The organism is Desulfosarcina sp. (assembly GCF_055467485.1).
Genome location: NZ_JBUOIV010000005.1, coordinates 1 through 19887 on the forward strand (window position 1 = coordinate 1; position 19887 = coordinate 19887).

Here is a 19887-nt window from a genome sequence, read left to right on the forward strand (position 1 = left end):
GAGAAGGGTACCAAGGAGTTAGGCTTCACCGGTTACATCGATTTCGAGGGGCCCGGCGGGGGAGTGGATTTTGACGTGGATCTGCGTTACGGCTATTTTCAGATGACTACCAGTTTGGGCGGTGGGTGCGTAGCAGAGACGATCTTAACTTTTACACTTCAGTGTATGGTGTCATTCCCGCGAAGGCGGGGCACACCGTGAAGCAACAGCGCTATCCGCGATCGGCTTTCTGGATCCCGGATATCCGCTTGGCTGCTTCCGGGATGACACCGTCTAGTGTCTCGTCAACCGACCAACTTTATCTTTATAGATAATCCACTGGCTTTATAAGTGTACTTATGGTGGTAGGCACCGCCCGCTCTCTAATTCGCTGGTATCGGGATAGGTCATTCCATCGCGTCATCGTCCGAAAGGTGATTCCCGTAGCTGCCGGCTGGTATCTCAAGCGGTTGATCCGGATCGGCTTGCTTTCGGTGGGTTCGCCTGTTTCAAGGTCTTCCATTGATGAGGAAAATATTTCTTTGCATAGAGCTGTTTCTGTTTGCACTGACCTTTGGCTGCGATCTCCCGGGGGACGTTCAACTGACAGATTACCGGCCGAAAAACATGGTTGAAGGTGAAATTGTCACTCTGCTCATCGAGTATCAGGATGCCAAGAATCGACTCGACCTGAATCGGTTCCTGGCATGCCTTCACGAACAGGGACGCTTTTCTTTCAGGGGTACCGCAATGGTTTCCAAGGGAAGGTTGCGTAAATCGTTAACCGCCTTTTGGAAAACCCTTCAATCACCCAACCGACTTGTGCTGTATCCGCTGTCTCACGAATTCGTCACCGGGGATTATTACCTGTCCGGAAGGCTGATCAACCCGCGGATCTCCATCAACGGGAGCAGCGCCGATGTAACGGTGACATTCGCCAGTGGATGGTGGCGGCAAAAGCACTTCATTTCGATGCAGCGTGTCGACGATCGATGGATGATCACCCTGCTGGATTGGGAAGAGGCGTGAAAGGTTTTCGCTTTCCCGATGGGTGAGACGTCCCGAAAAGAACGATAAATCGATAGCGGACAGCAAGTCGCTTGAGAATCCGACGCGCAAAAACTGCGCGTCTCAGCTCAAACGCAATGCTCATCCCATTGATCCCTTTTCGTACCTTCGCGCCAACTGCTCATACCGCTTCGCATCCTCCATCCGGCCCCGCTTGCGGCATCCCTGGGCGTAAATGGTGCATTTGGTCGCCAGCATGGCCCGGGCGGCATCGCCTTGATCGCGATCCAGGACACCGCTGTCCAGGAGGCGGGATATGGATTGGATCCGGTATTTGTCCAGTTCGGGCATGCGGGACAGCTGGTCGGCGTGGCCGCCGCGCTTGACGATCAGCGCCCGGTCGATGAGGTGGATCGGGTGCTTCCAGGCGATGCGCAGCCACAGGTCGTAATCCTCGCAGGCGGGCAGCGTTTCGTCGAAGAGGCCAACCGCTTCCAGCAGGGATCTTCTCATCATCACCGCCGACGGGCTTACCAGGCACAGGGCCAGGCTTCTTTCGAAGATCATGCCCGCTTGCTTGCGATGGCGTTTGCCCGGATTGACGCGAATCCCGTTGCGGATCCAGACCTCTTCGGTCTGGCAGACCAGCGCATCGGGGTGTTTCGCGAAAAAAGCCACCTGGGCGGTCACTTTTCCCGGCAGCCAGGTGTCGTCCGAATCGAGCAGGGCGATCAGTTCGCCGGTGGCCGCCCGGATGCCGACATTTCTGGCTGCGCTGACCCCGCGGTTGGCCTGCCGGATGACGGTGATGCGCTCGCCGAACGTCGCGAGCCGGCGGCCGGTGTCGTCGGTGGAGCCGTCATCGACGACGATCAGCTCGAGATCGGCATAGTCCTGGCCGAGAACCGATTCGACGGCCTGTTCGATGATCCATCCGCGGTTGTAAGTGGGCAGGATCACGCTGACCCGGGCTGTTGCCGGCATATGGGTGGATTGTCGGGTCATCCGTCGCCGCCGTCGATGTTGTACTTTTCCAGCCGATACCGCAGGGTGGGGCGCGAGAGTCCCAGCAGGCGGGCCGCCTTGGACACGTTGTTTTCCGCCATCTGCATGGCCCGTTTGACCAGCCGGGTCTCCAGGTCGACGATGTCCAGCCCGCCGCCGCCCATCATCAGGTTGGCCAGGTTGTCCATATCCAACGCATCCAGCCGCATATCGTTGCTGCTCTGCAGAATCAGGTGGCGGGTCGTGATCTGATCGTTCTTGCACAATATCAGGGCCCGTTCGATCACGTTTTTCAATTCCCGGATGTTGCCTTTCCAGGCGTGGTTTTCGAGCAGGGTGAGCGCCTTGCGGGAGAGTGTGGGGGGCCTGCGTCCGAATGCCGTGGAAAAGTCGCGGATAAAAAAGTTGGCCAGCGGGCCAATGTCTTCCCGGCGGTCTCGAAGGGGGGGGATATGCAGGGGAAATACATGGATCCGGTAGTAGAGGTCCTGCCGAAAGGTTTTCTGGCCGACCAGCCGTTCGAGATTCTGATTGGTGGCCGCGATGACGCGGATGTCCACGGTGATGGCCTTGGACCCGCCCAGTCGCTGAAACGTTCGTGATTCCAGCACCCGCAGCAGTTTGGCCTGCACCTCTATCGCCATGTCGCCGATTTCGTCCAGAAAAAGGGTGCCCCCGGAGGCCTGTTCGAACTTTCCTTTCTGGCGGCGGGTGGCGCCGGTAAAGGCGCCCTCTTCGTAACCGAAGAGTTCCGCTTCCAGCAGCGGGCCCGGAATGGCCGCGCAGTTGACCGGCAGGAACGGCCCTGCCGACCGGGGGCTGTTGAAATGCAGTGCCTTGCTGAGCAGTTCTTTCCCGGTGCCGCTCTCCCCGGTCACGAGTACCGTGGCATCGGTTTCCGCCACCCGGCCCGCCTGCTGCAGCACGTCACATATCCGGGGGGAATGACCGACGATATTGGCAAAGTTGTACCTGCCTTCAATTTCCCGTCGCAGATGACGAACCTCGGCGGTCAGCCGGCTGATCCGCAGGGCTTTTTGCACGCAGTCCCGCAGGCGCTCTTCCTTGAAGGGCTTGGTGACGTAGTCGAAGGCCCCTGAGTGAATGGCTTCCACCGCATTGTCGATGGACCCGAAGGCGGTGATGACAATGACCGGCAGCTCTGAATCGGAGGCTTTGACATGCTGCAGGACCTGCATGCCGCTGACCTTGGGCAGCTTGATGTCCGTGATCACCAGGCTGAAGGTGTCGTGGTCAAACAGGTCGACGGCTTCCCGTCCGTCTCTGGCCTCGACAAAGTCCAGCGGCAGGTCGCTGAGCAGCATGGCGATCACTTCGCGCATGCGGGATTCATCTTCGGCGATGAGGACTTTATGTTGCATGGGTGGCTTCTTCGGTTAAGGGGAAAACGATCGTAAACGTGGCGCCTTTGCCGGGTGTGCTCTGTGCGGTTATCCCGGCGTGGTGCATGTTGAGTATCTGCGCCACGATGGACAGCCCGAGGCCGGTGCCACCGTCTTTGAAAGTCGCAAAGGGCTCGAATATCTTTTCCAATCGATCCGGTCGGATGCCGTCTCCGCTGTCGGTGATGGAAACGGCCGCCTGACCGATGATGAGGGACCGGTCGACGGCACCGTCCTCCCGGTCTTCCGGGTCTGCAGCCGGGCATTCATGATCCAAAGACCACCTGACGGTCAGCCGGCCCCCATCGGGCATGGCCTGGACGGCATTGAGCAGGATATTCATGAATACCCGTCGTATCTGGTCCGGATCCACCGCACATGCGGGAAGCGGGGGCGCCGCCAGTTTCTCGAGCTGAATCGACTGGCTGCTTAGCATCTGCGAGATATCGTCCAAGGTCTCTTCCAGGAGCCGAACCAGGTCGGTTGGGCTCAGGCTGGGCGGAACCGGCCGGGCGAAGGCCAGAAACGACTTCAAGGTATTGTCCAGCCGGATCACCTCGTCGATGATGAACTGCGTCGCCCGCTTGCGCATGGCTTCCGGTTTCTGGGGGTTGGCGACCACCTGGGCCGCACCCAGGATGATGCCCAACGGGTTCTTGATTTCGTGGGCAATGCCCGCGGTCAGTTGTCCCAGGGCGGCCAATTTCTCTTTCTCCGCCAGCTCGAAGTAGGTTTTCTTCAGCGCCTTCCGGCTCTGCTTCAACGAGGCGGCCATCTGGTTGAAGGCCTCGGCCAGGGTGCTGACGATATGGGGGTGGTCAAGGCGGACCTTATCGTCAAGGTCGCCTGCGCTCACCCGTTGGATGCCCTTTTCGAGCACCCTCAACGGCTTGACGATGGTCAGGGCCACCAGGTAGCTGACGATGCAGGAGATGCAGACGGCCACGAGCACCAGGGTGACCGTGGCTTGCTTGATGGCATTGATGTCGTCAAGAAAATCCGACACCGGCAGGTTGACGCCGACAGACCAGTCGCTCTCCGGGTAATCGGCGTAGGCGGTATAAAAGGCTTCATCGTCGAAGAAGGCAAGGTCGAACTGCCGCTTGCCGGCTTTGAGCCGCTGCAGGCCGGTGTTGAGAAATCGGACCTGTTCCGGCCTGAAATGGGGATTGAGCAGCTGCGGATGGGCAATCACCCGCCCCTGCACGTTGTCGACAATGTAGGCGTAACCCTTTTTGCCGATCCTGAGCGTATTGAGGAAGCGTGAGAAGGTGGACAGGTCGATATCGATGGCACAGACGCCGGCGATGGAGCGGTCGGCGGCGACCAGCGGCGTCGACACGGTAATGCCCGGATGCTGGGAGGAGGCAAACACGTAAACCCGCGTCCAGAACTGGCTTTCTTTTTCGAGCGCCCCCGTATACCAGGGCCTGATCCTGGGATCGAAGAGCTTGTGCACCTCGGGCCGCTGGGGTGGCACCATGGTAAACCGGCCGCCCCTGTCTCCATAAATGATGTTCAGGAATTCAGGGTTGTCCTGCTGGAGCAGATGAAAGAAGCGGATCAGTTCCCCATCGTCCGCGACATCGATGAACCCATTTTCTATGGTTTTCTTGAGCAGGTTGACCGCCCTGGTCGGCTGCAGCAGATACGCCCGCACCCGTTCGGTGATCTGGGCTGCCGTGCCGACGGCATACTGCTCGATCTGTTTCTCCATCGACCGCCTTCCCGTAAGATAGGAAAAATAACCGGTAATGGCGATAAAGAGGATGGTCATCCCCGCTATGGAGACGAACAGACGGATCTGGAACGAGTGCCGATAGGCACTCAACATCAATGACTTACGCATGATGTATCATTGGATCGACTTTAACGCCCACCCGTCGGCCAGCCCGGCGCGCAGATCGTGGTTAAGCTGCGTATTGATGGTATTGCCCATGACGTATTCCCCGACGATTCGGTCCATGTCCGGCAGCCTCGACGGGCGGTGCAGGATCTCTTTCAGGGCGTATCCGGTGGTCAGACTGGTGCGGTGGTCCTTCCACAGCTTTTCGAAAGCCTGGTCGCGCATGCCGGCATCCTCGGCGTTGCGCACAATCTCCAGCAGCGCCAGCCCGGCCCAGGAGTGGGTGTGGGCGTCATCTGCCGTATAGGGGGGCTTCTCGGGGTTGGGAAAAACCAGTTTCAGCCACGGGACCGGAGAGATTCGTGAAAAGCGGTCTTCGGGGTATTTGTCCGCGAGCAGCGAGTAAAGCGCCAGTCCTTTGGGTTTGTCCTTCAACAGATCGGTGGTGATCCAGGCCATATACCAATAAGCCTTGGCACGAACCGCCGGCAGATCGGAAAACTCCCTGGCGATCGATTCATAGGCGTTCAGCGCCTGTTCACAGGCATTATTGTCCGCAAGCCTGAAATCCTTGCCCAGGTAAAGATAGGCCAACTCCAGCCTGGCTTCGCCCAGTTCCTGCCGGTCATTGGGAAAACGGCCGAAAATCAGGTCGAGGGCCGCTGATTTCTCGCGGGGGTTGGCATTCAGGGACTTCGCATAATTGAGCTGTTCCGTTGATGTGGCAAAGAGGGGAATCTCGAATCCGGAGACGCTGGCCACCGAGGCTTCCTGGGCTGGCACGTCGATGGCGGGAGGCTCGGCGGTGCAGCCTCCCGACATATGCAGGAACACCATCACAGCAAACCACCAGCATTTCATCCGGTGTTTGGAGATCGGCCTTGTGGGTGTGTTCGTCAATCCATATCACCTTCTTTGATCATATCAGCCACATGTGAGGATATGGTCAACTATCAATCGCCCCTTCAACCGTCTCCAGCCGTGAAAGAATCCGGTTATGGTTTTCAAGGTTGATGATTTGATCATTTTCCATTATATTATCTTATATCCTTGTTCAAGCAATTGTCATTGCGGGTTTTCTTATCTACCACCGTTGAAACCGGTATCATTCACCGGATCGGCCGTTGCTGGCCGCGCACTGCGCCTTGATATGCAGGTGGCATAAACCTTGCTCAGATTCGGGTTCAGCAAAACGTATGCCTTTATTTGCTGAATCGTTTTCAATGTGCCGCACCCGTCACCCCCTGCCATCGTGGCCCGCCTCTTTTTTTTCTGCGGGGACTGACCGGGTGCCGTGTGGCATCACCGATCCGTTGACCTATCGATATCAAGGAGGAGAAAAAACGAAAACAGACGCCAGGCAGGAAAGAATCCATCGATCAACAACCGGTCATCGTCATTGACCAATAAAAAGGAGGTTCGGATGAAAAGATCATTACTCGTTGTCACTGCACTGTTTTTTGGCCTGTCCCTCATGGTCGGCCTCGGAGTCGAATCGGCACAGGCGGATACCACCTTCGTTACCATCGGCACCGGCGGCGTCACCGGCGTTTATTACCCCACGGGCGGGGCCATTGCACGCCTGGTCAACAAGGGCAGAAAAGAGCATGGCATCCGCTGCTCGGTGGAGAGCACCGGCGGTTCCGTGTATAACCTCAACGCCATCAGAGCCGGTGAACTGGATATGGGCGTGGCCCAGTCCGACATGCAATATTATGCCGTTCACGGTACGGATAAATTCGCGGATGCCGGGCCGGACAAGGATCTGCGCGCCGTTTTCTCCGTGCATCCCGAACCCTTCACCGTGGTCGCCCGTACCGACTCCGGCATCAAGGACTTTATGGAACTTAAAGGCAAGCGCGTCAACATCGGCAACCCCGGTTCCGGGCAGCGCGGCACCATCGAAGTCCTCATGGCAGCCCTGAAGTGGACCAATGACGATTTCAAACTGGCCTCCGAACTGAAAGCGGCCGAGCAGGCGAGCGCCTTGTGCGACAACAAGATCGACGCCATGGTCTACACCGTGGGCCATCCCAACGGCTCCATCAAAGAGGCCACCACCTCCTGCGACGCCGTGATAGTCAGCGTAACCGGCCCGGTCGTCGACAAGCTGGTTGCCGATAATGCCTATTACCGTAAAGCCGTCATTCCCGGAGGCATGTATCGCGGAACCGATACCGACACGCCCACCTTCGGTGTGGGTGCCACTTTCGTCTCCTCCTCCAAGGTGGATGACAAGGTGATCTACGAGATCGTCAAGGCGGTCTTCGAGAATTTCGATGAGTTCAAGAAGCTTCATCCGGCCTTTGAGAACCTGAATAAGGAAGAGATGGTCAAAGACGGCCTTTCCGCACCGCTGCATGCCGGTGCCATCAAATACTACAAAGAAGTCGGCTTGTTGAAGTAGTCCACCCTTGATGCCCGTGCGCGGCGTGCAGCCGTGCACGGGTCGCTCTTTGCAATTTCTCAATTCTGCAGCGAGGCGGTTTCAACGCATGCGTCGACAGGAGTGTCGAACAGCATCATGCGGCAGAAATCTTCCAGCATTAGCGGTTGCCCATTGCGCCACAAGGAGGAATCGTCACCATGGTCAAACTGAAGAGCAAAAGGGCGGTACCAGTCGATCCCAATGCGCTGGTTGCCGAAACCGAATCTGGCGCCCGTAATCCTACCGGGGCGATTCCCAAAAAAATCCTATTTTACGTGCCCCTGATATGGACGCTGTTTCAACTCTGGTACGCCTCGCCCCTACCGTTCCTGTTCAACGTTTTTGTACTTAACGATACCGAAGCAAGGGCCATTCACTTGGCCTTTGCCATATTTTTATCCTACACCGCCTATCCCACATTCAAATCCTCGCCGCGGGACTACATTCCGGTGCAGGACTGGGTCATGGCCATCGTGGCCGCCTTTTGCGCGTCCTACCTGTTCTGGTTCTATGCGGAACTATCCAGTCGCCCCGGCGCGCCCATAACGATGGACCTGGTCGTGGCCGTCGTCGGCCTGGTCATGCTGCTGGAGGCCACCCGTCGCGCGCTCGGGCCTCCCCTGATGGTGGTGGCCACCGTCTTTATCATCTATACCTTTGCCGGGCCCTATATGCCTGACGTGATCGCCCACAAGGGGGCCAGCCTGACCAAGGGCATGACGCACTACTGGCTGACCACCGAGGGTGTCTACGGGGTGGCCCTGGGGGTCTCCACCGGCATGGTGTTCATGTTTGTGCTCTTCGGCGCCCTACTGGAGTCCGCCGGTGCCGGCAACTACTTTATCCGCACGGCCTTTGCCGGATTGGGCCATCTGCGCGGCGGACCGGCCAAAGCCGCCGTCGTCTCCTCCGGCTTGACCGGACTGGTCTCCGGATCCTCCATTGCCAACGTGGTCACCACGGGGACCTTTACCATCCCGCTGATGAAAAAAGTCGGTTTCTCCGCGGAAAAGGCCGGTGCCGTGGAGGTGGCCTGCTCCACCAACGGGCAGCTGATGCCGCCGGTGATGGGGGCCGCGGCTTTCCTGATGGTGGAGTACGTGGGCATCTCCTACGTGGAGGTCATCAAGCACGCCTTTCTCCCAGCCATTATCTCCTATGTGGCCCTGGTGTACATCGTCCACCTGGAGGCCTGCAAGATGGGACTCAAGGGCATGGAAAAGCCCGTGATTACGACCTTCCAGCAGAAAGTATTGTCCGCGGTCATGACCTTCCTGTTCATCGTTATCTTGGGAGGCGTCACCTATTACGGGCTGGGCTGGATCAAGACCGTGGCCGGCGGTGCCACCATCTACATCGTCTGCCTCCTGCTGCTGGGCGCCTACCTACTCCTGCTCAAATTTGCCTGCCGGGTGCCGGAACTGGAAAAAACCCTCGAAATTGTCGAGCTGCCCCCACTGGGACCGACGGCCCAGGCCGGGTACTATTTTCTGTTGCCTATCGTCGTGCTCATGTGGTGCCTGGTGGTGGAACGCCTGTCGCCGGCCCTTTCGGCATACTGGGCCACGGTACTGCTGATCTTTATCGTGCTCACCCAACGACCGCTCAAAGGCGTGTTCCGCAAGATGAAGGGCGATGAGTTCGCCTTCAAGGCGGGATTTAAAGACATGATCAGCGGCTTCGTCAACGGGGCCCGCAACATGATCGGCATCGGTGTGGCCACCTCGGCCGCCGGCATCGTCGTCGGCACCGTGACCCTGACCGGCATCGGCCTGGTGATGACCGAGTTCGTCGAGTTCATCTCCGGCGGCAACCTGATGCTGATCCTGCTCTTTACGGCCGTGATCAGCCTGCTTTTGGGCATGGGACTGCCCACCACGGCCAACTACATCGTCGTCTCCACCCTGATGGCCCCGGTGATCGTCGAACTGGGCGCCCAGAACGGACTCATCGTGCCGCTGATCGCCGTGCATCTGTTCGTGTTCTATTTCGGCATCCTGGCCGACGACACGCCGCCGGTGGGGCTGGCGGCCTTTGCCGCCGCCGGCATATCCGGGGGGGACCCCATCAAGACCGGCATCCAGGGGTTCACCTACGATATTCGAACGGCCGTGCTGCCCTTCATGTTCATCTTCAACACCCAGTTGCTGATGATCGGTTTGCATGGCTGGTTTCACCTGGTCGTGGTTATCATTGCCGCGGTGGCCGCCATGCTGGCCTTTGCCGCGGCCACCCAAGGGTTTTTTCTGACCAAGAGCCGCATCTGGGAAACGGCCGCCCTGCTCCTGGTGGCCTTCACCCTTTTTCGTCCCGGCTTCTGGTGGGATATGGTGTATCCGCCGCTGGATAAAAAGCCGCCTACCAATCTGGAAGAGATGGTGGGCGGCATGGCACCCGACTCCCGCTTGCGCATCGAGGTCAAAGGCGAGGATATGAATGGCAAGGAATACACCAAAACCCTGATGCTTAAGGTGGGCGATGAAGCCACGGGAGTTGAAAAATTGGCTGGCATCGGCATTGAAACCCGCGAGGAAGAGGGCAAGATCCTGGTTGACAACGTGGTTTTCTCCAGCCGGGCGGAAAAAGCTGGCATCGATTTCGATCAGGAAATCCTCAACATCCAGGTTCCCAGCCAGCGTCCGACCATGGAGTGGGTCTACATTCCGGCGTTGCTGCTCTATGCACTGATCTGGTTTATACAGAACAAACGCAGAAAAAAGCAGGAGAAGACGGCCGCTCCTGCTTGACAATGGCCGGCAAACGATTGTGTTGTCAGCATTGAATTTTTCACCCGGGAGAACAGACTATGTTTAAAAAGATTCTCGTACCCGTGGACATCGACTATCCCGATACGGCCGCGCGGGTGTATCAGAAGGCGAAAGCCATTGCCGATTTAAGCGGCGCCGCCATCCGGCTGGTCACGGTGATGCCTGGATTTTCAATGCCGATGGTGGCCGCTATCGTCCCTGAGGAAGTTCGTCAGCAAGCCATAGCGCGGATTCAGGAGGCTTTGGAGCAGTTTGTTGCCGACAATTGCGACCCAGGCGTCACTGCCCGATTGCGAACCGGGAAAAACTGGGAGGAGATCATCCGTGTCGCCGATGAGTGGCAGGCGGATCTGATCGTGGTCTACCACAACCGTCACCGTGAGATTAACGAGGTCTTCAGCCAGTCCTGCTCACAGCGGGTCGCCGATCACGCCAACTGCAGCGTGCTGCGGTTGCGCAATGTCGGGGCCTCGCCCTAACGCCCATCACCTTCAACCTCTGGGAGGAATCATCATGGCCACCCAGCACCCCAGGAAAATAGGTATTGCGGATTGCTTGAAACGATTCACCCTGCTTGGCATCGCCGTGATCGCGGCAACCGTCCCCACCGGTGCTGCCGCCGGTGACATCCTCCTCGGGACCGATGCGGCGGGCAGTTTTTCTCACTTTGCCGGCCGGGCGGTATGCCGGACGATCAATCGGTCTGCCGCCGATCTGAGCTGCCGGGTGATCCCTGCAGCCGACGACACCCACAACCTGACCAACCTGAACGGCGGATCGCTGGACCTGGCCCTGCTCGATTCGCGCCTGCTGCACGACGCCGTGACCCGCAAGGGCCAGTTTCAGTTCCTGGACATCCGCTACGACAATCTGGGCACGCTATTGCCGCTCTATCAACTGCCCGTGCTGCTGGTCGCCCGCATCGACGCCGGCATTGCCGGGCTCTCGGATCTAAAGGGAAGGCGCATCAACATCGGCATTGCGCACACGAAGGTGCGTGAGGCGGTTGATTTCATCATGACGGCAAAGGGCTGGACCCAGCCGGATTTCAAGCTGGTGCAGGAATTGCCGGCCACCCTGTCGCAGGATACAATGGCGTTTTGCCACGGCTCCGTCGATGCCATGGTGCATATCGGCGTGCACCCGGACTCGGCGTTGCAGCAGCTGATGGACCTGTGTGCCGCCGTGCCGGTGGACATGAATGATGGCGATATCACCCGGGCGGTTGAAGGCAATCCCGCCGTCTCGATCGTGAGCCTTCCCTCCAGCACGTATCCCGGTCTGGAAAAGCCGGTGGCCTCCTTCGGAACCACCATCTGGCTGGCCGCTTCGGGAAGTCTCGATGATGAGGCCGCAATGGCGGTAATGACTGCCCTGGAAAAGCATCAGGACCGCCTGAGGAGCATTCATCCCGCCCTGGGCGGGTTTGCCGTGGACCCATCGGATGGTCCGGACATCGGCATCGCCCTGCATCCGGGCGCGGCAGGTTATTTTGCATCGCGGGGAAATTGACCGGTCAACAACCATCAGCTAAAGACGGTTTGCCTGCGACATGTCATCAGCTTCCGATCAGACCAAGCATCCATTCCGCATTCGCTGCGTGTGTCCGCTGATGTTCCTTCTGGCGACCCTGGCCATGGCTTGCACCGGAAACTACGGCCACCTGCAGCGCAGCAAGGATGTCGGCGAGGCCTTCGAACGCCACGACGTCCTGGCTGACCACGCCTACTATGCCACCGGCCCCGAGGCCCGTCCCACGGCCATCCTGGCCATCCACCGCTCCTACACCCTGAAGCCGGGGCTATGGCGCTCCCTGGACATGACGTCCGATCTGCTGAATCGCCTGGTGGACGCCATGACCGACCAACTCGGGTTTACCCCCGCCATCCTGGGCGGGGTGATTGTCGATCCTGCAGGGAAACAGGCGGGGGTCTGGTATTCGTTCTACAGCCGGACGACCATCCGATTCGAGCCTGGAAACGTGATTGTCGTCAGCCTGCCTTCAGCGGACAGCGATCCTTACTCGATGGATGGGCGTCGTCGCCCCGGTATGCGGCATTGATCCAATTCTCTATCGTGAACCGTCACAACCAGCCTGTTCCCGGTCGCCTGCGGCGTGGATGACCTGCCGTCATGGTCGGCCGGCTTCAGCGTCACTGCGCGGATCCATGGACATGACCACCGGCGATGTGCTTTTCATGGGCACGAAGGCCACCTGGTCTTCCACCGGCACGACTTCCACTTTTTCCTGCTTTCTCAAATAGAGGGTGACCACGGCGAAGGTGCCGTTGATCAGCAGCCAGAACGCGAAAAGCCCAAAAGGGGAGTCCAGCAGGGTCATCACGCCGGAGGCCAGCAAGGGGCTGACGCTGGCGCCGATGCTGTAGGCGAAGAGCAGGCCTGCACTGACGGCCACCGCCTCCTGCCCGCCGAATATATCATGCGCCCGGGCCACCGCGACCGGGTAGACGGCAAACATCAAGGCGCCGAAGATTCCCATCCCCGCAGCCATTCCCCCAAACGACCGCGCTCCGGTGACGAACATGAACCCGCTGACAACGGCGATGGCGGTTGCAATTGCGGTGAGGACAACCGTGCGGTCAAAGCGGTCCGACAGGGTGCCTACCGCCCACTGGGCCGCCAGGCCGCAGAACACCGTGATGGACATGATCCAGGACAGTTGGCGAAGCGACAGGCCGATGTCGGTGCAGACCACCGGCATCATGGCATAAAAGGCGCTGTTGGTCAGGCCGGCGGCCATGCTGCCAAGCATGCCCAGCGGTGCCCGGCGGAATATTGATATGAAATGGTAGGGCTTGGTTTCGGGAAGGCTGGGGTGGACACCCTCGGTGGCCGACACCGGCACCAGGCACAGGGCGAAGATGACACCGGCGATGATGAACAGCGTTTGCCCCTGAATGTCTCCGACGTTGAGCAACTGCTGACCGATGCCGATCCCCAGGTAGGTCAGGGTCATGTAAATGGAAAATACGCGGCCCCGGTAACGCGATTCCGTGCACTCGTTTAGCCAGCTCTCGATGACCATGAACAACCCGAAGGTCGTGATGCCGCTTATAAATCGCAGTGCGCCCCAGAACCCTGCCGAGAGAAAGAGCCCGTGAAGCAGGGCCGCGGCTGTCGTCGTGGCGGCATACACGGTGAAGGCCCGGATGTGTCCCACCCGCTGGATCAAGCGATGGCAGGTGAATGAACCGGTCAACAGGCCGGTGAAATAGCACGACAGGACGATGCCGGTGGTGCCGGTCGAGAAGCCCTCCGCGGCCATGCGTGTGCTCAGCAGGGTGTTTAACAGGCCGTTGCCGGTCAAAAAGACAAAGGCGGCGGTAAACAGTGCGCCAAACGCACCCAGGGTGGTGACCATATTGTTTCCTTAGTCGAGTGATATCGATGCTTATCGACAATCTGCCTGCTAAAAAAGAGACGATCGACAAAAGCAAATTTGTACCAAATAAGCAAACCATTTTTATCCCCGGCATGGGGTTGTCCGGTTTGCATTTGCCAGGATAATGAATACTCTGTTTGATAAAGCGAAGCGACTGAAACGAAAGGAAAAGACAATGAATGACATCAACGCGTGCAAACCCAAGATCATCATGGACCTTGAAGCCCTCAACACCACCAACGCCGAGGGGTGCGTGGCCTGCGGCCGCAAGTTCAGTCTCGGGGACACGGCTGTGCTGGCCTGCGGTGCCTGGGGGAGCGGTTCGCGCTACATTCACGAAAACGAGGCTGTTTTGGACAACCGGACGTCCCAGTATTTTGAACGCGGGTATTACATGAGCCTGAAGGCCGGCGCCTGAACCGCGATGGCGGGCATTTTACCCGCCCCGGCTGAAGGTGGTCGGAGGAATGGGTCAGATGGTGAATCGTTTGCTTTTGAACAGCGGCAGCGGGTCGATGAGATGCCGCTTGAACCAGCGGGGCAGGTCCGCTGACCCCATACCGCAGGCCAGCAGTTCCACGACTGAAAATACCGGCAACCGCAGGTGGGCAGGACTTCTGAGCTCCAGGTTGAGCTGGCACATGGCACAGGCAGTGACCACGCACTCGGCTCCCGCCGAAATGGCCTTGTCCATGATGTCCGTGACCATGGGCGCCACGATGTCCGGCCTGGCCACCGACAAAAACGCCCCGCAGCACTTTGCCTGATATCCCCACTGAAGCGCCTCGGCTCCCAGCCATGCCATGACCGATTCCATGGAGCCGTGTAGCCTGGGGTAGGTCTTGAGTTCCGGCGGCGCGGCCAGCAGGCAGCCGTAATAGGGCACATAGCGCAGACCCGCCAGCGGCTGTTTCAAGGCATTGCGATAGGGTCTCTCCTTCAATCGGCCGGGCAGAAGGTCCATCAGGTGGTGAACGCGCAGGTCCTGGTCGAGAACGTCTCCCAGGATCTCCCGGTTGACCCGGCGGCTGGTATCATCGCTGCGAAGCTGGTTCGACGCCACCCGCAGCCGGTTGGCGCAGCCGGCACACATGACCATCAGGTCCCGGCCCGTGGACTGGGCCTGAAACAGGTTGCGCGCGGCCAGGGACACCGCCAACTGGGGCCTGACCGCGTGGATGGAGGACGACCCGCAACAGTTCCAGTCCGGCAGTGCCGACAGGTTGATGTCCAGCCGCTTGCACACCTGGTGCAGGGCCTCGTCGATTTCACGGGCCGTGGAGCTGAGGGTGCAGCCCGGGTAGTAAGCCAGGTCGATGTTACTCATGGGCGTCGAAGCTCCTCCTGCGCTGGTCGTAGTGGGTGAAGATCCGATCCAGTTCGTCATGATCGGCCACCTTCTGGGGGAGGATTTCGAGCTTTCCGCGGGTGATCATTTTCAGGCCCGATTGCAGGTCTGAGAAAAGCCTGCCCGACCCCACCTTGAACTGAACCATCGCCGCCAGTTTGTTCAGCCGTCCGTGCCGCTCGATGGATCCATAAATGTACTTGTGAAAGCGGTAGATGTCCATTTCCGGGAGCACGATGCCGCCACGGATGGCCAACTGGCGCAGGGCATCCATGACCGCCGCCACATCGATGCTGTTGGGGCACTGGCTGGAGCAGGTATGGCAGCCCACGCAGAGCCAGATGGTGTTGCACCTCAGCGCATCTTCGCCCCTGCCCATCTGGACCAGGCGAATGACCTGGTTGGGCAATAAGTCCATGTGCGCCGAGAAGGGGCATCCGCCGCCGCAGGACCAGCAGTGCCAGCACCGATCGATGTTCTGGCGGGAGACGTGGTTGATGATTTTCAAGAATCGATCCGCATGCCCGTCGGCAGGGTCATCCGGTTCCAACGGGTGGCCGTCGTCTGCCATGTGATATCCTTTTTTCCAGCCGGTTGGTTCCATCCTCGGATCGATTTCCCACATCGTCAACCGGGTTTCATTGACTTATATCAATTGCTTTGATTTCCAGAGCGGTTAGGTTCATCATGCTGCCGGATATGATCGATACAGAGCGGCAACACGTGAGTCGGGTCCCACACCGGCAATCCTAAAGAAAGCGCGATGTCATGCCCCTTCCCGGAAACCTGTTGACCACCGCCATGGCAGTGATGCCCCACACCGACGTCACCAGAGCCCTTGACATGGCTCTGTCGCTGGATGTGCCCTTTTGGCCCCAGCTGCCCAACTTCAGCTATTATGAAGACATGTATGTTCAGGCGGCGGAGCATTTTCCCGGTATCATACTGGACGTCGGCAATCGGACGCTGCGGTTTTCCATCGACCGCTTCGCCGAGGAATTCGAAGCGGCGCTCGCCCGGTTTGACGACCCTGGCTATTTCGACGTCAGCGAGACCTATTCCGCCGTCTACCACCGGTTTCTGTCCCTCGACCTGGCCGACCGGCCGGCGATCCGGGGCCAGTTGGAAGGCCCGGTCAGCTTTGGATTCAACGTTCTCGACCAGGACGAGCGGCCCATTCTTTTCGACGACACGGTCCGGCCCTTCATGCTCGAGTTCATGGCCAAACGGTTGAACGTCCAGCTGAAGCGGCTGAAAAGCAGGAACGCCAATGCGTTCATGTTTGTGGATGAACCGGGGCTCCAGTTTCTGTTTTCCGCACTGGCGGGGTACAGTGACATCAAGGCCAAGGGCGATCTCGACCAGTTTTTTGCCCAGGTGGATCGGCCCCGGGGGATACACCTGTGCGGCAATCCGGATTGGGATTTCCTGCTGAACCTCGACCTGGAGGTCCTGTCCATGGACATTTACACCCATGCGGAGATCTTTTCATCCTACGCCGCATCCATCCGGCGATTCCTGGACGGGGGGGGATTGATTGTCTGGGGGATCGTTCCCACCGGAATGGAGACATTCTCGCACGAGAATCTGCCGTCGTTGATCGACCGCCTGGAATCGGTCTGGCAGGCCTTGACCAAAAAGGGGGTGGATCGGGACCGGTTGATTGCCCAGGGCATGTTGTCGCCCGCCACCTGCTGCCTGGTCAACCCGGACAGGGAGAAGACCGTGGAGCGTGCCTTCGCATCGGTGAACCGGATGTCACGGCAGATGAGAGAGACCCACCGACTGGGTTGACGCAGCCGCGCCTACTCGACCGGTTTCCAGTACCCTTCCTGCTTGACGTATCTCACCTGGGACGCGGGAACCCATTTCCGTTCGCCATGATCCTGTTCGTATCGCCAGTGGTCACCCATCCACACCTTCTTTACGCCGTAATCCCAATAGCCGGGTTCGATGCGCGTGTCCATGACGGGCGGCACCCACACTTTCTCCGGTTCGGGGGGGGGAGCCGGTGCCGCCGGCGGGGGATGGTTCACGATGATGATCGGCTGGACCTCCCGCACCACCGTCGTGCTGGCCGGCCACCAGTAGCCGGGGCGGCCATGCCCGGGCCTGCCGGGATGATAACCCGGATAGATCGGATGGACGGGTTTTCTCGGGGCCCCCGGATGCAATGGTACACTGACGGGCGGCCTGAAGCGGCTGCGCCGGTCGTGGGCAGGGCGTCTGGATCGGTTATACCGGCTTTGTATATCCGGTGACCGTGGCTGGGTGTCGGATCGGATTTCGAACCGGTGATGCGTTCCCTGATGGCTGCGTTCGGCGAACAGATCCTGGGGGCCGGCGAAAAGTGTCAGCATTGCGGCAAGAAGGATGTTTACCATGGCCTGTCCCTTTCGATGCGGTCGGGCATCAAAAAAAGTAGGTCTCACCGTGACCCAGGCGGATCCATCGCTGGAGAAGCCCTTTTTCGCCCAGCGCTTTTTCCAGATCCGCCGGTGGAAAGTGAACCGGTTCGTCGCCCAGCTGAAAGGTTCCCCAGTGGGCAATCATCAGCCGTCTGGCCTTGATCTCCTGAAAGGCCTGGACGGTTTCCGACGGGTTCATGTGGCTGGGCGCCATGAACCACCGCGGTGCATAGGCGCCCATGTTGAAGATGGCCAGGTCGATGTCGTAATCGGCGGCCAACTGCTCGAATCCATCGAAGTAGGCGCTGTCCCCGGAAATATAGATGGTCGGGCCGCCGGCGGTTTTGATCAGGTAGCCGCCCCACAGGGAGCGGTTGGGGCCGATGACGGGGTTGCGCATCGTCCAATGGTTGGCGGGCAGAAAGGTGATCTCACGGGCACCGTCGCTGTAGGGCTGAAACCAGTCCAACTGGGTGCGACGGGTCATGCCCACCGCTTTGAATTGGCTGTCGTATCCCAAGGGGCTGATGATGTGGGTGCCCGGATCCAAAGCCGCCAGGGACGATTTGTCGAGGTGGTCGTAGTGGCCGTGGGTGATCAGCACATGGTCCGGCCGGGGCATGTCATCCAGGGCGAAATTCAAAGGGCTGTAATCTTTGATGAACCAGAATATGTCGTTGAACACCGGATCGATCAACAGAACGCGGTCCACATCCTTGATCAGCACGGTCGAATGTTTGATGAAGGTAACCGATACGCCGCGATGGGCCTTTACCGGCTCCCAGTCGATGGTGACGGGTGAAATCGGTTGGTCGTCGAGGAAGTCGCCATAGGCATTCTTGTGAAAAAGCTTCCATGACAGCACCTGCCAGAATCGGCCGTCGCGCCCGATACCCATGGGGTTCGAAAAGATGCCGGACCCGTGGTGCATCTTGCGCCGGGCCATTTCCCGCAGGCTGTCACCGTTCAGCGGGCGATAGTGAAGTCCTGCCGACGGGCTCTCGATGTCTGCAGCCGCTTGCACCGCACGGGGCAGAAACTGGGCGGCCAGCACCGTCTTGAGTGCCGTTGAGAGTCTGCCCATGAATCTTCTCCTGGACATGAGCTGATTCGGATCATGTATGTTTCGGTCGGTATCGAACGCAACGCTCCTCAGGTTAGCGGGATGTACGAACAACCTAACCATGATCAGCGGCGGATGCAAGCGCCTTCAAGGCAGCGACGGGCGCTTCAAACCGCCGGTTGCTTCGATTGCCCGCGTCCGTCGGCAGGCCCACCAGGGATACCCGCGCCAGGACCGTCATTGCGATAGGGGTCAGCGGATGCGGATATAAACATAGCCCCCGCTGCCGTACCCGAAGGCTTCAAACACGTGGTGGTAATCACAGGACAGCCCCTGGTAGAAAGTGTCGAAATCCACCTGGTAGGGATTTTCCTGTTCGGGGTCCACATCGAGCATGGTCACCCGTCCGCTGACTGAATCGTAGGCACCCACCGGCGAAATGTGAGGGATATTCAAGGTGGGGACCAGGGTGCCCTGATCGAAGTGGGTGATGATCAGGCCCTTGCCATGGCGATCGAAGTCTGTCAGGCGTTTTTTGAGGATTGCGCGGACAGGCGATCTGGCCGGTGCATGTTTGGGCGTCTGGACGATATCGACGGATCGGACCTTCAGATCGTAGGCGGCGATGCTGTCCTTGACCACCTGGCCCAACAGCGGCAACGGCAGGCCGCGGCGTCCGCGGTATCCGTTCTCGCTCATGCGTTCCTTCCAGTGGCCGGTGGTCACCCGGTCCAGGATATCGGCCTGACGGATGGGATGGATGGTGTTGTTTTCCAAGGACCGGATGGCGTTGATGCACGACACCACGCTGGCCACCGAGCACGAGGATTCGTGAAATTGCTTGACATGGTATCGCCAGATCGCCTGCTTCAGCGGATTCCATTGGGGCTGGGCAGAGGTGTGGACGGTTCGGACCCGGCCGGCTCCGAACGCACCGGTTCGGGTCAGCCGATGAAATCCATACCGGGTGTACAGGTACGGGCGAATCAGGTTGCGCAGCAGGTTCATCTCCATCCCTCAAACCTAAAAAAGTAATCCAGAATATGATCATTGATCGGATTCATTCAAGCCTGGTGCCCAAGCGGTGGCAAGATGATTTCCGGGTTTCGTCAATTATTTGTCACATCTTGTCCGGTTTTCCGGACACATTGTTGGCCGACGTCGATGCGATTTTCAGCGAAACCCGTCACTGACAAGGCTCCAGGGACGACATCGATGGGTGGTACTA

Annotated in this window: 19 protein-coding genes; 9 read left to right on the forward strand and 10 right to left on the reverse strand. The window is 59.0% G+C overall.

Translation table 11 applies throughout. The features are described from left to right. Nucleotides 1-201: hypothetical protein (locus ACZCED_RS03760; protein ID WP_464860239.1), on the forward strand; the 201-nt coding region annotated here is incomplete at its 5' end. Between the two features lie 303 nt (nt 202-504). Further along, nucleotides 505-1008: a hypothetical protein gene (locus ACZCED_RS03765; RefSeq protein ID WP_462969111.1), complete on the forward strand. Its 504-nt coding sequence runs from the start codon at nt 505-507 to the stop codon at nt 1006-1008. A 120-nt stretch (nt 1009-1128) separates the two neighbouring features. On the opposite strand, the gene ACZCED_RS03770 is transcribed toward ACZCED_RS03765, so the two are convergent. From ACZCED_RS03770 to ACZCED_RS03785, 4 genes are read right to left on the reverse strand one after another with little or no spacing between them, the layout of a single operon-like run. Continuing rightward, complete coding sequence (locus tag ACZCED_RS03770) at nt 1129-1992, reverse strand: glycosyltransferase (protein ID WP_462969110.1); 864 nt, start codon at nt 1990-1992, stop codon at nt 1129-1131. Continuing rightward, a complete protein-coding gene (locus ACZCED_RS03775; RefSeq protein ID WP_462969109.1) occupies nt 1989-3374 on the reverse strand; it encodes a sigma-54-dependent transcriptional regulator in 1386 nt (461 codons plus the stop codon). The genes ACZCED_RS03770 and ACZCED_RS03775 overlap by 4 nt, the downstream gene beginning before the upstream one ends. Further along, the gene (locus ACZCED_RS03780) at nt 3364-5244 is read right to left on the reverse strand and encodes a cache domain-containing protein (protein WP_462969108.1); all 1881 of its coding nucleotides are present in this window, start codon (nt 5242-5244) and stop codon (nt 3364-3366) included. The genes ACZCED_RS03775 and ACZCED_RS03780 overlap by 11 nt, the downstream gene beginning before the upstream one ends. Before the next feature lie 6 nt (nt 5245-5250). Next, on the reverse strand, nt 5251-6078 hold the full coding sequence (locus ACZCED_RS03785) for a tetratricopeptide repeat protein (protein WP_462969107.1): 828 nt from the start codon (nt 6076-6078) through the stop codon (nt 5251-5253). 586 nt (nt 6079-6664) lie between these two features. Here ACZCED_RS03785 and ACZCED_RS03790 point away from each other — a divergent pair. From ACZCED_RS03790 to ACZCED_RS03810, 5 genes are all read left to right on the forward strand, one after another. After that, nucleotides 6665-7648, forward strand: coding sequence for a TAXI family TRAP transporter solute-binding subunit (locus tag ACZCED_RS03790; RefSeq protein WP_464860240.1), 984 nt, complete (start codon nt 6665-6667; stop codon nt 7646-7648). 179 nt (nt 7649-7827) lie between these two features. Continuing rightward, nucleotides 7828-10416: a TRAP transporter permease gene (locus ACZCED_RS03795; protein WP_462969105.1), complete on the forward strand. Its 2589-nt coding sequence runs from the start codon at nt 7828-7830 to the stop codon at nt 10414-10416. Nucleotides 10417-10475: 59 nt separating this feature from the next. Next, the gene (locus ACZCED_RS03800) at nt 10476-10916 is read left to right on the forward strand and encodes a universal stress protein (RefSeq protein ID WP_462969104.1); all 441 of its coding nucleotides are present in this window, start codon (nt 10476-10478) and stop codon (nt 10914-10916) included. 34 nt (nt 10917-10950) lie between these two features. Continuing rightward, nucleotides 10951-11949, forward strand: coding sequence for a TAXI family TRAP transporter solute-binding subunit (locus ACZCED_RS03805; protein WP_462969103.1), 999 nt, complete (start codon nt 10951-10953; stop codon nt 11947-11949). Nucleotides 11950-11989: 40 nt separating this feature from the next. Then, entirely contained in the window at nt 11990-12499 is a 510-nt protein-coding gene (locus ACZCED_RS03810; RefSeq protein WP_464860241.1) for a hypothetical protein, read from the forward strand. Between the two features lie 69 nt (nt 12500-12568). On the opposite strand, the gene ACZCED_RS03815 is transcribed toward ACZCED_RS03810, so the two are convergent. Next, nucleotides 12569-13819, reverse strand: a complete 1251-nt coding sequence (locus ACZCED_RS03815; RefSeq protein WP_462969101.1) for an MFS transporter — start codon at nt 13817-13819, stop codon at nt 12569-12571. 196 nt (nt 13820-14015) lie between these two features. Between ACZCED_RS03815 and ACZCED_RS03820 the strand changes: the two genes are divergently transcribed. Continuing rightward, nucleotides 14016-14258 carry a hypothetical protein gene (locus tag ACZCED_RS03820; protein WP_462969100.1) on the forward strand — a complete coding sequence of 81 codons (243 nt, stop codon included), beginning with the start codon at nt 14016-14018 and terminating at the stop codon, nt 14256-14258. Nucleotides 14259-14312: 54 nt separating this feature from the next. Here ACZCED_RS03820 and ACZCED_RS03825 read toward each other — a convergent pair whose 3' ends face one another. Next, complete coding sequence (locus tag ACZCED_RS03825) at nt 14313-15167, reverse strand: heterodisulfide reductase-related iron-sulfur binding cluster (RefSeq protein ID WP_462969099.1); 855 nt, start codon at nt 15165-15167, stop codon at nt 14313-14315. Next, on the reverse strand, nt 15160-15759 hold the full coding sequence (locus tag ACZCED_RS03830; RefSeq protein WP_462969098.1) for a 4Fe-4S dicluster domain-containing protein: 600 nt from the start codon (nt 15757-15759) through the stop codon (nt 15160-15162). Before ACZCED_RS03830 ends, ACZCED_RS03825 begins: the two co-directional genes overlap by 8 nt. Before the next feature lie 197 nt (nt 15760-15956). Between ACZCED_RS03830 and ACZCED_RS03835 the strand changes: the two genes are divergently transcribed. Next, the gene (locus ACZCED_RS03835; RefSeq protein ID WP_462969097.1) at nt 15957-16982 is read left to right on the forward strand and encodes a uroporphyrinogen decarboxylase/cobalamine-independent methonine synthase family protein; all 1026 of its coding nucleotides are present in this window, start codon (nt 15957-15959) and stop codon (nt 16980-16982) included. A gap of 11 nt (nt 16983-16993) precedes the next feature. Here ACZCED_RS03835 and ACZCED_RS03840 read toward each other — a convergent pair whose 3' ends face one another. The 3 genes from ACZCED_RS03840 to ACZCED_RS03850 all read right to left on the reverse strand — a co-directional run bounded on the left by ACZCED_RS03840 (nt 16994) and on the right by ACZCED_RS03850 (nt 19673). Next, nucleotides 16994-17572, reverse strand: a complete 579-nt coding sequence (locus ACZCED_RS03840) for a hypothetical protein (protein ID WP_464860242.1) — start codon at nt 17570-17572, stop codon at nt 16994-16996. A 28-nt stretch (nt 17573-17600) separates the two neighbouring features. Then, complete coding sequence (locus ACZCED_RS03845; RefSeq protein WP_462969095.1) at nt 17601-18680, reverse strand: MBL fold metallo-hydrolase; 1080 nt, start codon at nt 18678-18680, stop codon at nt 17601-17603. Nucleotides 18681-18911: 231 nt separating this feature from the next. After that, the gene (locus ACZCED_RS03850; protein ID WP_462969094.1) at nt 18912-19673 is read right to left on the reverse strand and encodes a phytochelatin synthase family protein; all 762 of its coding nucleotides are present in this window, start codon (nt 19671-19673) and stop codon (nt 18912-18914) included. Nucleotides 19674-19887 lie beyond the last annotated feature (214 nt).

Excerpts from the sequence above, each read along its gene's own strand:
- ACZCED_RS03785 (WP_462969107.1), bottom strand. The coding sequence starts at position 6,078 with ATGGTGTTCCTGCATATGTCGGGAGGCTGCACCGCCGAGCCTCCCGCC.
- ACZCED_RS03830 (WP_462969098.1), bottom strand. The coding sequence starts at position 15,759 with ATGGCAGACGACGGCCACCCGTTGGAACCGGATGACCCTGCCGACGGG.
- ACZCED_RS03815 (WP_462969101.1), bottom strand. The coding sequence starts at position 13,819 with ATGGTCACCACCCTGGGTGCGTTTGGCGCACTGTTTACCGCCGCCTTT.
- ACZCED_RS03810 (WP_464860241.1), top strand. The coding sequence starts at position 11,990 with ATGTCATCAGCTTCCGATCAGACCAAGCATCCATTCCGCATTCGCTGC.
- ACZCED_RS03765 (WP_462969111.1), top strand. The coding sequence starts at position 505 with ATGAGGAAAATATTTCTTTGCATAGAGCTGTTTCTGTTTGCACTGACC.
- ACZCED_RS03775 (WP_462969109.1), bottom strand. The coding sequence starts at position 3,374 with ATGCAACATAAAGTCCTCATCGCCGAAGATGAATCCCGCATGCGCGAA.
- ACZCED_RS03850 (WP_462969094.1), bottom strand. The coding sequence starts at position 19,673 with ATGGAGATGAACCTGCTGCGCAACCTGATTCGCCCGTACCTGTACACC.
- ACZCED_RS03780 (WP_462969108.1), bottom strand. The coding sequence starts at position 5,244 with ATGCGTAAGTCATTGATGTTGAGTGCCTATCGGCACTCGTTCCAGATC.
- ACZCED_RS03825 (WP_462969099.1), bottom strand. The coding sequence starts at position 15,167 with ATGAGTAACATCGACCTGGCTTACTACCCGGGCTGCACCCTCAGCTCC.
- ACZCED_RS03805 (WP_462969103.1), top strand. The coding sequence starts at position 10,951 with ATGGCCACCCAGCACCCCAGGAAAATAGGTATTGCGGATTGCTTGAAA.
- ACZCED_RS03840 (WP_464860242.1), bottom strand. The coding sequence starts at position 17,572 with ATGGTAAACATCCTTCTTGCCGCAATGCTGACACTTTTCGCCGGCCCC.
- ACZCED_RS03790 (WP_464860240.1), top strand. The coding sequence starts at position 6,665 with ATGAAAAGATCATTACTCGTTGTCACTGCACTGTTTTTTGGCCTGTCC.
- ACZCED_RS03845 (WP_462969095.1), bottom strand. The coding sequence starts at position 18,680 with ATGGGCAGACTCTCAACGGCACTCAAGACGGTGCTGGCCGCCCAGTTT.
- ACZCED_RS03800 (WP_462969104.1), top strand. The coding sequence starts at position 10,476 with ATGTTTAAAAAGATTCTCGTACCCGTGGACATCGACTATCCCGATACG.
- ACZCED_RS03835 (WP_462969097.1), top strand. The coding sequence starts at position 15,957 with ATGCCCCTTCCCGGAAACCTGTTGACCACCGCCATGGCAGTGATGCCC.
- ACZCED_RS03795 (WP_462969105.1), top strand. The coding sequence starts at position 7,828 with ATGGTCAAACTGAAGAGCAAAAGGGCGGTACCAGTCGATCCCAATGCG.
- ACZCED_RS03770 (WP_462969110.1), bottom strand. The coding sequence starts at position 1,992 with ATGACCCGACAATCCACCCATATGCCGGCAACAGCCCGGGTCAGCGTG.
- ACZCED_RS03820 (WP_462969100.1), top strand. The coding sequence starts at position 14,016 with ATGAATGACATCAACGCGTGCAAACCCAAGATCATCATGGACCTTGAA.